This window comes from Paraburkholderia sp. 40 (assembly GCF_050434105.1).
In the GTDB taxonomy this organism is placed as follows: Bacteria; Pseudomonadota; Gammaproteobacteria; order Burkholderiales; family Burkholderiaceae; genus Paraburkholderia; species Paraburkholderia tuberum.
In genome coordinates, this window is record NZ_JBNPVY010000004.1 from 563,969 (window position 1) to 578,018 (window position 14,050).

Annotated in this window: 16 protein-coding genes; 7 read left to right on the forward strand and 9 right to left on the reverse strand. The window is 63.5% G+C overall.

From position 1 onward, the window contains the following. Positions 1–82 precede the first annotated feature (82 nt). The 7 genes from rpsF to OKW28_RS24375 all read left to right on the forward strand — a co-directional run bounded on the left by rpsF (position 83) and on the right by OKW28_RS24375 (position 4,893). The gene (rpsF, locus tag OKW28_RS24345) at positions 83–457 is read left to right on the forward strand and encodes a 30S ribosomal protein S6 (RefSeq protein ID WP_090804556.1); all 375 of its coding nucleotides are present in this window, start codon (positions 83–85) and stop codon (positions 455–457) included. A gap of 69 nt (positions 458–526) precedes the next feature. After that, positions 527–826: a primosomal replication protein N gene (gene priB, locus OKW28_RS24350; protein ID WP_008922420.1), complete on the forward strand. Its 300-nt coding sequence runs from the start codon at positions 527–529 to the stop codon at positions 824–826. Between the two features lie 2 nt (positions 827–828). Further along, positions 829–1,104, forward strand: a complete 276-nt coding sequence (gene rpsR, locus OKW28_RS24355; protein WP_006048825.1) for a 30S ribosomal protein S18 — start codon at positions 829–831, stop codon at positions 1,102–1,104. Between the two features lie 27 nt (positions 1,105–1,131). Beyond that, positions 1,132–1,584 (forward strand): 50S ribosomal protein L9, encoded by a 453-nt coding sequence (gene rplI, locus OKW28_RS24360; protein WP_429449578.1) that lies wholly within the window; start codon positions 1,132–1,134, stop codon positions 1,582–1,584. A 168-nt stretch (positions 1,585–1,752) separates the two neighbouring features. Beyond that, the gene (locus tag OKW28_RS24365; RefSeq protein WP_184029116.1) at positions 1,753–3,141 is read left to right on the forward strand and encodes a replicative DNA helicase; all 1,389 of its coding nucleotides are present in this window, start codon (positions 1,753–1,755) and stop codon (positions 3,139–3,141) included. A gap of 115 nt (positions 3,142–3,256) precedes the next feature. Continuing rightward, complete coding sequence (locus OKW28_RS24370) at positions 3,257–3,883, forward strand: DUF47 domain-containing protein (RefSeq protein ID WP_018418171.1); 627 nt, start codon at positions 3,257–3,259, stop codon at positions 3,881–3,883. Then, complete coding sequence (locus tag OKW28_RS24375) at positions 3,883–4,893, forward strand: inorganic phosphate transporter (protein ID WP_429449580.1); 1,011 nt, start codon at positions 3,883–3,885, stop codon at positions 4,891–4,893. Before OKW28_RS24370 ends, OKW28_RS24375 begins: the two co-directional genes overlap by 1 nt. Before the next feature lie 141 nt (positions 4,894–5,034). Here OKW28_RS24375 and OKW28_RS24380 read toward each other — a convergent pair whose 3' ends face one another. The 9 genes from OKW28_RS24380 to OKW28_RS24420 all read right to left on the reverse strand — a co-directional run bounded on the left by OKW28_RS24380 (position 5,035) and on the right by OKW28_RS24420 (position 14,048). After that, positions 5,035–5,841, reverse strand: coding sequence for an SDR family oxidoreductase (locus tag OKW28_RS24380; protein ID WP_429449582.1), 807 nt, complete (start codon positions 5,839–5,841; stop codon positions 5,035–5,037). A 51-nt stretch (positions 5,842–5,892) separates the two neighbouring features. Then, positions 5,893–7,044 carry an NlpC/P60 family protein gene (locus OKW28_RS24385; protein ID WP_429449584.1) on the reverse strand — a complete coding sequence of 384 codons (1,152 nt, stop codon included), beginning with the start codon at positions 7,042–7,044 and terminating at the stop codon, positions 5,893–5,895. Between the two features lie 214 nt (positions 7,045–7,258). Next, positions 7,259–9,106, reverse strand: a complete 1,848-nt coding sequence (locus OKW28_RS24390) for a PhoH family protein (RefSeq protein ID WP_429449586.1) — start codon at positions 9,104–9,106, stop codon at positions 7,259–7,261. A gap of 103 nt (positions 9,107–9,209) precedes the next feature. Further along, complete coding sequence (locus OKW28_RS24395) at positions 9,210–9,344, reverse strand: hypothetical protein (protein WP_260321379.1); 135 nt, start codon at positions 9,342–9,344, stop codon at positions 9,210–9,212. A 117-nt stretch (positions 9,345–9,461) separates the two neighbouring features. After that, the gene (locus OKW28_RS24400) at positions 9,462–9,923 is read right to left on the reverse strand and encodes a peroxiredoxin (protein WP_429449588.1); all 462 of its coding nucleotides are present in this window, start codon (positions 9,921–9,923) and stop codon (positions 9,462–9,464) included. Between the two features lie 208 nt (positions 9,924–10,131). Further along, on the reverse strand, positions 10,132–11,025 hold the full coding sequence (locus OKW28_RS24405) for a polysaccharide deacetylase family protein (protein ID WP_429449590.1): 894 nt from the start codon (positions 11,023–11,025) through the stop codon (positions 10,132–10,134). 10 nt (positions 11,026–11,035) lie between these two features. After that, entirely contained in the window at positions 11,036–12,082 is a 1,047-nt protein-coding gene (locus OKW28_RS24410; RefSeq protein WP_429449592.1) for a bifunctional UDP-4-keto-pentose/UDP-xylose synthase, read from the reverse strand. Then, positions 12,079–13,008, reverse strand: a complete 930-nt coding sequence (locus OKW28_RS24415) for a formyltransferase (RefSeq protein ID WP_429449594.1) — start codon at positions 13,006–13,008, stop codon at positions 12,079–12,081. Before OKW28_RS24415 ends, OKW28_RS24410 begins: the two co-directional genes overlap by 4 nt. Continuing rightward, a complete protein-coding gene (locus tag OKW28_RS24420; protein ID WP_429449595.1) occupies positions 13,005–14,048 on the reverse strand; it encodes a glycosyltransferase in 1,044 nt (347 codons plus the stop codon). The genes OKW28_RS24415 and OKW28_RS24420 overlap by 4 nt, the downstream gene beginning before the upstream one ends. Between the last annotated feature and the right edge of the window lie 2 nt (positions 14,049–14,050).

Consider the following 14,050-nt stretch of genomic DNA (forward strand, 5'->3'; position numbering starts at 1 on the left):
TACACTCTTCGGCTTCTCACTTGCCGCACCGGTTCCGACGCCCGGGCGGCTTCTATCCAAAAGTCAGCACAAGGAGTGTGTAATGCGTCATTACGAAATCGTCTTTATCGTGCATCCCGATCAAAGCGAGCAGGTGCCCGCCATGATCGAGCGTTACAAGGGCACAATCACGTCGCACGGTGGTCAGATCCACCGCGTCGAAGACTGGGGCCGTCGCCAACTGGCCTACATGATCGAGAAACTCGCGAAGGCTCACTACGTCTGCATGAACATCGAGTGCGACCAGACCACGCTCGACGAGCTGGAACACGCGTTCAAGTTCAACGACGCCGTTCTGCGTCACCTCATCGTCAAGATGAAGAAGGCCGAAACCGGCCCGTCGCCGATGATGAAGGAAGTGCAGCGCGAAGAAGCCAAGAAGTCGGCAGCAGCTCAGCCGACCGAAGCGCAGGCTTAAGACTCATTATTTAAGCTGCCAGACACGCAGCGTCGCTCCGCTCACGTACACGAAGACATAAACAGGTACATGAACCGGCTGCAACTTACGGCGAGCGTCGTCGAACGCGAACCGGTGCGGTACACCCCCGCCGGCGTTCCGATTGCAAGCTGCACGTTGCACCACCGCACGGAAGTCGTCGAGGCGGGCATTGCTCGTCAGGTCGAATTGACCATGCAGGCGGTCGCCGCGGGCGAAGCGAGCGGTAAGCTCGAAAACTGTCAGATGGGCGTCGAAACGCTCTTCACAGGTTTTCTGGCTAAAAAGCACCGTAACGCGCGAACTCTGGTATTTCACATCACAGCATTGCAGGACATTGGAAAGGACTAATCATGCCCCGCCCGACTGGTAAGAAATTCGACAAGCGTCGTCAGCAACAGAACCCGCTCTTCAAGCGCAAGAAGTTCTGCCGTTTCACGGCAGCTGGCGTCGAGTACATCGACTACAAAGACATCGAAACGCTGAAGGACTTCATCGGCGAGAACGGCAAGATCACGCCGGCACGTCTCACGGGTACCAAGTCGCATTATCAACGCCAGCTGGACACGGCTATCAAGCGCGCACGTTTCCTCGCGCTGGTGCCGTACACCGACCAGCACAAGGCCTAACCCGACGACGCGATAAGGAGCATCCGAATGCAAATCATTCTTCTGGAAAAAGTCGTCAATCTGGGTAGCCTCGGCGACATCGTGAAGGTCAAGGACGGTTACGCACGTAACTTCCTGATCCCGAACAAGAAAGCTCGCCGTGCAACGAAGGAAGCCCTCGCTGAATTCGAAGTGCGCCGCGCAGAACTCGAAAAGCACGCCGCTGAAAAGCTGGCAGCCGCTCAGGCTCAAGGCGAAAAGCTGGCAGGCCAGACCGTTCAGGTCAATCAGAAGGCTGGCGTCGACGGCCGTCTGTTCGGCTCGGTGACTAACGCTGACATCGCCGAAGCGCTCGGCAAGCAAGGCTTCGCAGTGGAAAAGTCGCAAGTGCGCCTGCCGGAAGGCCCGCTGAAGATGGTTGGCGAGCACCCGGTTCAGGTTTCGCTGCACACCGACGTTCTCGTCGATGTGACGGTGGCCGTGATCGGCGAGCACGTCTAAGCCGACCGCATCTAAGCATCAGGCAGGATCAGCCAGCGTATTGCTGGTGAAGAGCAGGGGCCGGGAAACCGGCCCCTGCTTTTTTGTGCCCGACTATCTCTCGTATATCCCCGTATTTGCGTTTTTTCCGCTCGCAGCCGTCGCCGGATTGCCCGATAATTCCTCCCCATGAACGCACCGTCCAAAGATCCCCAACTCGAGTCGCTGAAAGTCCCGCCGCATTCGATCGAAGCCGAGCAATCGGTGCTGGGCGGCCTGCTGCTCGATAACGCGGCCTGGGACCGCATCGCCGACTTCCTCGCGCAAAGCGACTTCTACCGCTACGACCACCGCATCATCTTCGAGCACATCGGCAAGCTGATTGCGGCCACGCGGCCGGCCGACGTGGTCACCGTCTACGAAGCGCTCGGCACTTCGGGCAAGGCGGAAGAGGTCGGCGGCCTCGCTTACCTGAACGCGCTCGCGCAGAACACGCCGAGCGCGGCCAACATCCGCCGCTATGCGGAAATCGTGCGCGACCGCGCGGTGCTGCGCCGGCTCGTGTCGGTCGCCGATGAAATCTCCGCCGACGCGTTCAACCCGCAAGGCAAGGAAGTCCGGCAATTGCTGGACGAAGCGGAATCGAAGGTGTTCTCGATCGCCGAAGACGGCGCGCGCGGCACCCAGGGCTTTCTCGAGATCGGGCCGCTGCTGACTCAGGTGGTCGAGCGGATCGACACGCTCTATCACACGGCCAATCCGAGCGACGTGACCGGCACGCCGACCGGCTTCGTCGATCTGGATCGTATGACCTCGGGCATGCACGGCGGCGAGCTGATCATCGTCGCGGGCCGTCCGTCGATGGGTAAGACGGCGTTTTCGATGAACATCGGCGAATACGTCGCGGTCGAGTACGGACTACCCGTCGCGGTGTTCTCGATGGAAATGCCGGGCACGCAGCTCACGATGCGTATGCTGGGCTCGGTCGGCCGGCTCGACCAGCATCGCATGCGAACCGGGCGCCTGACCGACGAGGATTGGCCGAAGCTCACGCACGCGGTGCAGAAAATGAGCGAGGCGCAGATCTTCATCGACGAAACCGGCGGTCTGAACCCGATGGAACTGCGCTCGCGCGCGCGCCGGCTATCGCGCCAGTGCGGCAAGCTCGGACTGATCATCATCGACTATCTGCAGCTGATGAGCGGCTCGTCGTCGGGCGAAAACCGCGCGACCGAAATCTCGGAAATCTCGCGTTCGCTGAAGAGCCTCGCGAAGGAGCTCGACGTGCCGGTGATCGCGTTGTCGCAGCTGAACCGCGGTCTCGAGCAGCGGCCCAACAAGCGGCCAATCATGTCGGACCTGCGCGAATCGGGAGCTATCGAACAGGACGCCGACGTGATCCTGTTCATCTACCGCGACGAAGTGTACAACCCGGACAGCCCCGACAAGGGCACCGCGGAGATCATCATCGGCAAGCAGCGGAACGGTCCGATCGGTCCCGTTCGGCTCACTTTCCACGGCCAATACACGAAGTTCGACAACTTTGCGGGCGCGCAGAACTTCTACGGCGGCGAGTGACGCAAGGCGCCGTGGGCTGTTGTAACGGCGCTGTCGCGAGTGCGGCAATGATGGCGGAACGGTACAATCTGGCGGTTTTATGTCAGCCATAACGTGACCCATTTCCAGGATCCCAATGTTCGGTCGATTCATGCCCACCGAGGGCAAGTTCTTTGAAATCTTCAATTCGCACGCAACGTGCATCATCTCGGCAAGCCGCGAACTCGAGCTCCTGATCGACAATCTGCAGGACGCCGAAACCCACAAGCAGAACGTACAAAAGGCCGAGAAAGCGGCCGACAAGCTCACACACGAAGCCATCGACCTGCTGCACAAGACCTTCATCACGCCGCTCGACCGCGACGAGATCCACAAGCTGATCACGACGATGGACGACATCCTCGACCTGATGGAGGACGTCGCCACCGCGATCTCGCTGTACGACGTGCAAGCGGTCACGTCGGAGGCGAGCCAGCTCGCGCATATCTGCACGGCGACCTGCGAGCGCGTGCAGTTCGCGGTCAGCCTGCTGTCGGACATGAAGCAGGCGAGTCAGATCCTGAAGGCCTGCGAGGACATCGACCGGCTCGAATCGGAAGCCGACCGCGTGCTGCGCGCGGCGATGTCGAAGCTGTTCCGCGAGGAAGACGACGTCAAGGTCCTGATCAAGCTCAAGGCGATCTACGAGCTGCTCGAAACGATCACGGACAAGTGTGAGGATGTGGCCAACATCATCGAAGGCATCGTGCTGGAAAACGCATAATGCAATCGATACAACTCGCTATCTGGGTCGTCACCGGCCTGGTTGCCATTGCTTTGGTGTTCGACTTCATGAACGGTTTTCACGACGCGGCGAATTCGATCGCCACGGTCGTGTCGACCGGCGTGCTGAAGCCACAGCAGGCGGTGGCGTTCGCGGCGGCGTTCAACGTCATCGCGTATTTCGTGTTTCACCTGAAGGTGGCCACGACCGTCGGCAAGGGCACGATCGACCCGGACATCGTCGATCACTACGTGATCTTCGGCGCGTTGGTCGGCGCGATCGCGTGGAACGTGATCACCTGGGTCTACGGCATTCCGTCCAGCTCGTCGCACGCGCTGATCGGCGGCCTCATGGGTGCGGCGCTCGCGAAGTCTGGCTGGGGATCGCTGAACTGGGATGGCCTGATGAAGACCGTCGCGTTCATCTTCATTTCACCGCTGCTCGGCTTCGTGCTCGGCTCGTTTTTCATGCTCCTGGTGTCGTGGCTGTACTTCCGCACGCCGCCTAGCAAGGTCGACCGGCGCTTCAGGCGTCTGCAATTGCTCTCCGCTGGCCTGTACAGCCTGGGTCACGGTGGCAACGACGCGCAGAAAACCATCGGTATCATCTGGATGCTACTGATCGCCACCGGCTTCGCATCGATGAAGGCGGACGCGCCGCCGCTGTGGGTGATCGGCGGCTGCTATCTGTCGATGGGTCTCGGTACGCTGTTCGGTGGCTGGCGCATCGTGCGCACGATGGGCCAGAAAATCACGAAGTTGAAGCCGGTCGGCGGCTTCTGCGCGGAGGCGGGCGGAGCGATCACGCTCTTTACCGCCTCGGCGCTCGGCATTCCCGTCTCTACCACGCATACGATCACCGGCGCGATCGTCGGAGTCGGCGCGACGCAGAAGCTGAGCGCGGTGCGCTGGGGTGTCGCCGGCAACATCGTCTGGGCCTGGATTCTGACGATCCCGGCTTCCGCGGTGCTGTCCGGCGGGGCCTGGTGGCTGGGCCACCACTTCCTGTGATCACCATGCGATGCAGGCCTGCGCTGCCGGGTTCGGCTGAGTTCGGCTGAACAGCACGCGCGGGCTTCGGCTACATGCCGCCCATGGCATCGCACCGGTGTCCCTACGTAGTTCGACTAAAAAGCGCGTTGCACGGCGCGTTCAGATCAGCGGCGCGTTCGCACCATCCATCGGAATGATCGCGCCCGTCACATAGCTCGCGCGGCGGCTCGCGAGGAACAGCGCCACGTCGGCGATTTCCTCCGGCTTTGCATAGCGCCCGAGCGGCATCCGGGCCTGCCCGCGCGCCAGCGCTTCGTCATTGCCGATGCCTTGCTGCGCCGCTTCCAGCCGGACCGCTTCCTCGACGCGCTCGGTCAGCGTCGAGCCCGGATTGATCGCGTTGATGCGGATGCCATAGCGCGCGTAGTAGTGCGCGAGGCCGACGGTCGCGAGCATCAGCGCCGCGTTGGCCGCGCCGCCTGCGATATGGATGTCGCTCGCGACCTTGCCGCCCATGCCGATGATATTGACGATCGTGCCCGGCTCGGCACCGCCGTTGGCTTTCGCGCGCTCGGCCATACGGCGCAGCACTTCCTGCTGCGGATAGATATACGGGAAATACTTCGCTTCCATCGTCGCGCGGAATGCGTCGGCATCGAGCGTCTCGGGGTCGTACCGGCGCGCGGCGCCGGCACTGTTGATCAGCACGTCGATCGGGCCGACGGCGGTGCTGACTTCCTCGACGATATCGGCGGCGCTGTGCGATTCGTGCAGGTCGGCGCGCGTGCGGTGCACGTGGAATCCTTCCTGTTTCAGCTGTTCGTAGGCGCGCGCAAGGTTGGCGGGGTCGCGCGACACGATCGCGACCTTCGCGCCTTCCTGTGCGAAGGCGCGCGCGCACGCGAAACCGATGCCTTTGCTGCCGCCGGTGATGAGCACCACCTTATTTCTGAGCCCGAGTTCCATGGTCGTTACCCGCCGTCGAAAGAATATCGATGACGATAGCAGATCACGGCGTCAGAAGTTGCCGTTCGCGAAACGGGCAATCGGGTCGTCGCTGCTTTGCGTGGGTGCGGGCAAGCCGTGGGAAGCCGTCGACGCACGCATGAGCTGCACGGATCCAGTGGCTTCGGTCTGCTGCATCTGCCGGGCCTGGCGTTCCGCGATGGGGGCGGGTGGCGGCGGTTCGAATGCATCGGCGGCGGCGTCGATCGGGTCGGGTGAAGGTTGGGCAACGGTGCGGGCGGTCGTCGCGGACTGCATCGGTTGAGCGGGCGAAGCAGCGCCGCTTTCATACGTACTCGTCTGAGCCGCGGGGACCATCGTCGCTGCCACGGCGCCCGCTGAGCGTGCCTGCAGCTGCGCGGCGCCGAGGCCCGACGGCGGCGGCTCGAATTGATCGGCTTGCACGACGGGCGTGCCGCCGCCTGCACGGGTCGCCGGCGTCGCGCTCGCGACCGGCCGGGCCGTTGCCATCGACGGCGCGCTGGACAGCGCCGTCGGGCCCGCGTAGGTCGACGCAGCCGGAACTGCCACGGTTGTTGCCGTGCCCGTCGCCGCGACCGCAGCACCTCGCTCGGTTCGCGGCGCCGCAGCCTGATAGCTCGGCGTATCGAACGGCGCCGGCGTTGCCGCCGGTCCCGCCATCCGGCGGATGCCGTCGAAGCGCTTCGCCCAGTAGGGATTGGTCAGATAGTCGAGCCGCACGGTGCCGCCCGTCGATGGCGCGTTGACGAAGCGCAGCTTGCCCACGTAGATGCCGACGTGCGAATGCGCGCGCCCCGTCGTGTTGAAAAAGATCAGATCGCCTGGCGCGATTTCGTCCGGTTCGACCGACTCGCCGCGCCCGCTCATCTCGGCCGTCGTGCGCGGCAGGTTCACCGACGCCGCGCGCAGCACGACGTACCGCACGAGACCGCTGCAATCGAAGCCGCTGTCGGGCGTATTGCCGCCCCACCGGTAGGGCACGCCGACGAGACTCATCGCCTGAATGGAGATTTCCTCGCGGCCGATGCTGTGATCGACGAAGTGGGGAAAGCCGGGCGGCGGCGCGCGATAGGCGCCGTTCGCGACGACGCTGCCGCCTAACTCGCGCGACGTCTTCTGCGGCGCGCCGGCACAGGCGGCGAGCAGCAGGACGGGCAGCAGCGATAAGGCGAGTCGGCGCATGAAGACGGCACGGGCGGTAAGCGCCCATTTACTCACTGACGATGTCGGGATGGTAGCCGCCCAACAAGGCTGCGGCAAGAATTGTTGATAAATTACTTGAAGTTTGTGCGCTAAGTGTTGCCTGCGGGGAACGCCGGCGCAATAAAAAAAGCCGCGTCCGGAACGAACCGGAGGCGGCCTGCGATCAAAAGCCGGAAAAAAAACCGGCGAACCTCTAGAGAATCTCCGACGCGTAGTCAGCGAGGCGCGAGCGCTCGCCGCGCGCGAGCGTTACGTGTCCGCTGTGCGCCCAGCCCTTGAAGCGATCGACCACATAGGTCAGGCCCGAACTGCCCTCGGTCAGGTAAGGCGTATCGATCTGCGCGATGTTGCCAAGGCAGATGATCTTCGTGCCCGGACCCGCGCGCGTGACGAGCGTTTTCATCTGCTTCGGCGTCAGGTTCTGCGCCTCGTCGATGATCAGATACTTGTCGACGAACGTGCGGCCGCGCATGAAGTTCATGCTCTTGATCTTCAGGCGCGAGCGGATCAGCTCCTGGGTCGCGGCGCGGCCCCATTCGCCGGCGGCGTCGTCGGTTTTCTGCAGCACTTCGAGGTTGTCGTCGAACGCACCCATCCACGGCTGCATCTTTTCCTCTTCGGTGCCCGGCAGAAAGCCGATGTCTTCGCCGACCGGCACCGTCGCGCGCGTCACGATGATCTCGTTGTAGCGCTTGTCGTCGAGCACCTGCGCGAGACCCGCCGCGAGTGCGACCAGCGTCTTGCCGGTGCCGGCCTGGCCAAGCAGCGTGACGAAGTCGATGTCCGGATTCATCAGCAGGTTCAGCGCGAAGTTCTGCTCGCGATTGCGCGCCGTGATGCCCCACACGTTGTTCTTGTGGTGGCCATAGTCACGCAGCGTTTGCAGTAGCGCGGTCTTGCCGTTCAGTTCGCGCACCAGCGCATGAAACGCGGGCTCGCCGTTCTGCGGCTCCAGATAAACGAACTCGTTGACCAGCATCGATGCGCACAGCGGACCCGTCACGCGGTAGTACGTGGTGCCGGTTTTTGTGTCCTGCCAGCTTTCCATGCCCTTCGCGTGCCTGGTCCAGAAGTCTTGCGGCAGCGTGCGGATGCCCGTGTACAGCAGGTCGCTGTCCTCGAGCACCTGGTCGTTGAAGTAGTCTTCGGCGGGCAGACCGAGCGCATGCGCCTTGATGCGCATGTTGATGTCTTTCGACACCAGCACGACCTGGCGATCCGCGCGATCGCGCTGCAGCGCGCGCACGACGCCGAGGATCTGGTTGTCGGCCTTGCCTTCGGGCAGACCTTCGACCGGCTCGATCGCGGTCAGCCGGGTCTGGAAGTACAGCCGCCCGGACGCCTCGCGGCTGCCCAGACGCGCGAGCGAAATGCCGTCGGCCATGTCGCCCGCGTTCGCGACGAGCGCGTCGAGCGTGCGGCTCACCTGACGCGCGTTACGCGCGACTTCCGACATTCCCTTCTTGTGGTCGTCGAGCTCTTCCAACGTCATCATCGGCAGATAGACGTCGTGCTCCTCGAAGCGGAACAGGCAGCTCGGATCGTGCATCAGCACGTTGGTGTCGAGCACGAAAAGCTTCTGCACCTCGGCTGGCATGGTGCCCGTGCCACGTTTCTTGCGCGTGGCCGCAGGGCTCGCTGCGGCGGGCGCGGCGGCTGTTTCGTCCGTGCGCTGCTTCGCGGCTGGCGTGCGTGCGACGACCGGCTGCGCTTCGGCCGCGTCGGCTTCGAGCTGCGCTCGCGCGGACGGAACCGGCTGCAACAGCGCGGCGGTCTGCCTGGTCTTGCGGCCGCGCGCGGGCGCGGGTTGCGCGGCGGGCGGCGACTCGACGGCGGGCACGGGCCATAACGTAGTGGCGGCGTTGGCGGCCTGCGCCATCGGTGTGGCGACATTGGCGCGGCCGTAATCGGCCGACTCTGCGGATTCCCCTTCACGCGCCTGTTTTTTCGCGGTGGAGCGCGCGGGCGTGACGGCTTTGGCCTTGTATTCGTCAGGCGACAAAAGATTGCCGAGCTTGCTGGGGGGAGTAGGCAAAGGCATGGTTTCCCTCGAAATAATCGGGTCACATATCGTGCGCCGCCCGTCGCATTCTGACGATGCCCTCATGGGACATCGAGTTTGCGCGAGGAGGCGCGCATTCGGTCTAGAGATGCCGGTTCGCCTGGTTTTCGATAGGCTCCTTGACGGAAGCGCGTGAACCAATGAACGAACGGTCGCGCGCAATTAAAAAAGCCGCCGCCCCGGCATTCGGGGCAAGCGGCTCGACGATGATGCTCACGTTGCGCCTCACGCTCCGAACGGCACCGGTGGATCCGGTCAGGCGGCCGTCAGGGCTGGCGCAGCGGAGAAAAATGTGGGGTGGACAGGCACTCATTGCGGGCCAATATAACGCGCATCAAAGCGCTTGTACAGCCTCCAGAATGTCGTCGACGTGGCCCGGCACTTTAACGCCGCGCCACTCCTGGCGCAGCACGCCATCGGCGTCGATGAGGAACGTGGAGCGCTCGATTCCCCGTACCTCTTTGCCATACATTTTCTTCATTTTGATGACGGCGAAGAGGGCGCACAGCGTTTCTTCCGGGTCGGAAACCAGCGGGAAGGGTAGTTCGAGCTTAGCCTTGAAGTTGTCATGCGAACGCAGACTGTCGCGCGACACGCCGATCACTTCCGCGCCGGCTTTCTTGAACTTCGGATACAGATCGCGGAACTGCAACCCTTCGGTCGTGCAGCCCGGCGTGTTGTCCTTCGGATAGAAATACAGCACCACCTTCTTGCCCCGCAGCTTTGACAGCGCGATTTCGCCGCCCGTCGCGGCGGCGGTGAAGTCGGGGATGGGTTGGTCGACTGCGATGGACACGAGGTTCTCCGGTTGTTGGGGCTGGCGTCGCTAGGTGCCGCGGCGTCGGCCGGTCTGTCGTCGAGGTTGTTGTTGTTCGGGAATACGGTCGGCGCGCGGTTGTCCGATCGTCAGACCCGGCAAGGAAGCGGGCAACAGGCGGGCGACGGGCGGGCAACAGGCGAGCAACAAGCGGCGCGCCTTCTAACGACTCCCGCGTCGCGGGCCTTCAGGGCTGGACGATCAGTTCGCCGGAGCGTCCCGGAATCTCGCCCCACGCGACAGGGTACGATGGCAGCGTGTCGCGGTCTAGCGTGGCGTAGTAATCGCCCATCGTCGCGAACGTGTGGCCCTGGGCGCGCCAGCCTTCGAGCAACTGTTCGAAAACCGGCGCAAGTTTCTGTCCTTCGAGTTCCGCGTGCAGCGTGAACACCTGGTCGTGCGGATTTTTTTCAGTTTGTTTCAGCATCCACGCGGCGACGTTGTGCGTATCGACACCGTCGACACCGAGCACTTCGTCGAGCGTCGGGAGCGTGGTCGGCATCTGCACGTGCTTCAGCGTCCTGCCGTCGACCACCGGCAGATATGGCGAGTGGCCGCGGCCGTCGGAAGCGTAGCGCATGCCCCACGCGTCGATCTGCTCGAACGCGTGGCCGTTCATCTGCCAGCCCGCGGCGCCGTGCGTGACGGGAGGCGCGCCGAATATCTCGATGAATCGCGCGTGGCTCCGCTGCATCTGCGCGACGGTCCACGCGCGATCTTTGGTGCGCACGTTGTCCTGCCAGTACACGTGATCCCACGTATGGATGCCGCACTCGAAACCGGCTTCGTGGATCGCGCGCATCTCGGCCGCGGCCTTCGCGCCGATGTCCGGACCGGGCAGCAGCACGCCGTACATCAACTGCCTGACGCCGTAATGCTCGACCACCGACGTGCGCGACACCTTCTTCAGAAAGCCCGGCCGCAGCACGCGGCGCATCGCCCAACCGGTGTGGTCGGGCCCGAGGCTGAACAGGAAGGTGGCGCGCGCCTTGAAGCGGTCGAAGATGCGCGCGAGATTCGGCACGCCTTCGCGGGTGCCGCGCAGCGTGTCGACGTCGATCTTCAGGACGATGCGAGCCAAGGACGCGCCCTTATTGCTGTTCGACGAGTGCGCGGGCTTCCGCGACGTGGCCGCGATACGCTTCGAAAATCTTGCGCAGCGCTTCGTCGAAAGTCGACGTGGGTGCCCAGCTGAGTTCCTGCTTCGTATTGTCGATCTTCGGCACGCGGTTCTGCACGTCCTGATAGCCGTTGCCGTAGTACGCGCCCGACGACGTTTCGACCAGTTGCACCTTCTTGGCCGAGTCCGCGTATTCGGGGAATTCGGCCGCGAGTGCCAGCATCTTGTGCGCGAGCTCACGCACCGAGAAGTTGTTGATCGGGTTGCCGATGTTGTAGATCTTGCCGGTGGCGACGCCGTTCTTGTTCGCGATGATCTTCATCAGCGCGCTGATGCCGTCGTCGATGTCCGTGAACGCGCGCTTCTGCGCGCCGCCATCGACGAGGCTGATGTTCTCGCCGCGCACGATGTGGCCGAGGAACTGCGTGACCACGCGCGAGCTACCTTCCTTCGGCGTGTAGATCGAGTCGAGGCCCGGGCCGATCCAGTTGAACGGACGGAACAGCGTGAAGTTCAGGCCTTCCATGCCGTAGCCCCAGATCACGCGGTCCATCAGTTGCTTCGAGCACGCGTAGATCCAGCGCGGCTTGTTGATCGGGCCGTACGACAGCTGCGATTCTTCCGGATCGAACTGCTCGTCCGTGCACATGCCGTAGACCTCGGAGGTCGACGGAAACACCAGATGCTTGCCGTACTTGACGGCTGAACGCACGATCGGCAGGTTCGCCTCAAAGTCGAGTTCGAACACGCGCAGCGGCTGCTTCACATACGTTGCGGGCGTGGCGATCGCGACGAGCGGCAGAATCACATCGCACTTCTTGACGTGATATTCGACCCATTCCTTGTTGATCGTGATGTCGCCTTCGAAGAAGTGCATCCGCTCATGATTGACGAGGTCGCCGAGACGTTCGGTCTGCATGTCCATCCCGAACACTTCCCAGTCGGTGGTTTCGAGAATGCGTTTGGACAGGTGATGGCCGATGAAGCCATTCACACCCAGAATCAGGACTTTTTTCATGAATGAGATTGGATGAGCTGGGCGAACTCCGCCGGACTGACGGCAGACTCGCCGCCGTCGTGCTGGTGCCGCAATTCGTGGATGTTGATCGCGCGGCCGTCGCCGCAGATCGCGAAAACGGCATTATCGCTTACGTGCAGGCCCGGGGGCAAATCCGAGCGGAGCGCGCCGGGCGCGGCCAGACGCGCGCGCGCGACGATGAAACGGCGCCCGTTCAGCTCGGTGAAAGCGCCCGGATACGGCGGCGCGACCGCGCGGATCAGGTTGTAGACCTGTTGCGCGGACTGATTCCAGTCGATGCGGCCGTCTTCCGGTTTGCGCCCGCCGTAGTAGCTGCCATGCGCGAGATCGTTCGGCAGATGCGGCGCCTCGCCCGCGAGCAGCGCCGGCAGCACGCGCCACAGCGTTTGCTCGGCGGCGACCGTGACCTTGTCGAAGACCTGCGCGGCGGTGTCGTCGGGCAGGATCGGCACCGGTGTTTGCGCAATGATCGCGCCGGCGTCGGGCTTCGCGGCCATTTCGTGCAGTGTTGCGCCGGTTTCGCTTTCGCCGTTGAGCACCGCCCAGTTGGTCGGCACGCGGCCACGATACTTCGGCAACAGCGAGCCGTGCATGTTGTAAGCGCCCCGTGCGGCGATCGCGAGCAGGTCGAGCGGCAACATGTGGCGGTAGTAGAACGAGAAGATGAAGTCCGGCCGCGCGGCGCTCACCGCGACGCGCAGTTCGGGGCTCTTCGGATCGGCCGGCGTAACGACGGCAATGCCGTGCCCGGCTGCCACCGATGCGACGCTGCCGAACCAGATGTTCTCGCTCGGGTTGTCTTCGTGGGTCACGACGAGCGCGACCTCGACGCCGCGCGCGAGCAGCACCTGCAGGCAGCGCACGCCGACGTTGTGATACGCGAATACGACGGCGCGCGGCTTCATGGATGGTGTCCCTGGTCGGCGACCGGCACCGGCTGCACGCCTTGCACGACGGTCTGACGCGGCGCTTCGGCGACGGCCCCGCCGTCGCGTTCCTCGAGAATGGTCTGCACCAGATAACGCGGCCGCGCACGCACCTGCTGATAGATCCGGCCGATGTATTCACCGAGCAGGCCGAGCGCGAAGATGATCACGCCGAGCAGGAAGAAGGTGATTGCAAACAGCGTGAACACACCTTGCACTTCCGCGCCGATGATGAAACGGCGAATCAGCAGCAGGACGAACAGCGCCGCGGACCCTAGCGACAGGATCACGCCGATGAACGACAGCCATTGCAGCGGCACCACCGAGAAGCCGGTGACGAGGTCGAAATTCAGACGGATCAGCGAGTACAGCGAGTACTTTGACTCACCGGCGAAGCGTTCCTCGTGCGCGACCTCGATTTCCACCGGATTCTGCGCGAACGTGTACGCGAGCGCCGGAATGAACGTGTTGATTTCGCCGCAGCGGTTGATCGTATCGACGATATGGCGGCTGTAGGCGCGCAGCATGCAGCCCTGGTCGGTCATCTTGATGCGCGTGATGCGCTCGCGCAGATGATTCATCGCGCGCGACGCCTTGCGGCGCCACAGGCTGTCCTGGCGCTGCCGACGGATCGTGCCGACGTAGTCGAAACCTTCGCGCATCTTCGCGACGAGCTTGGCGATTTCCTCGGGCGGATTCTGCAGGTCGGCGTCGAGCGTGATCACGACGTCGCCGCGCGACTGCTCGAAGCCCGCGAGAATCGCCATGTGCTGGCCGTAGTTGCCGTTCAGCAGGATCACGCGCGTGGTGTCGGGGCGCGCGCGGAACTGCCCGGCGAGCAGCGCCGCGGATTTGTCGCGGCTGCCGTCGTTGATGAAGATCACTTCATAACCGGTGCCGAGCGCGTCGAGCGCCGGATAGAGGCGCGCGAACAGCGCGGCCAGTCCGGCTTCCTCGTTGTACACCGGAATGATGATCGACACTTCCGGTGCGACGGCGCGATGTTCCGAATAAGTCATGT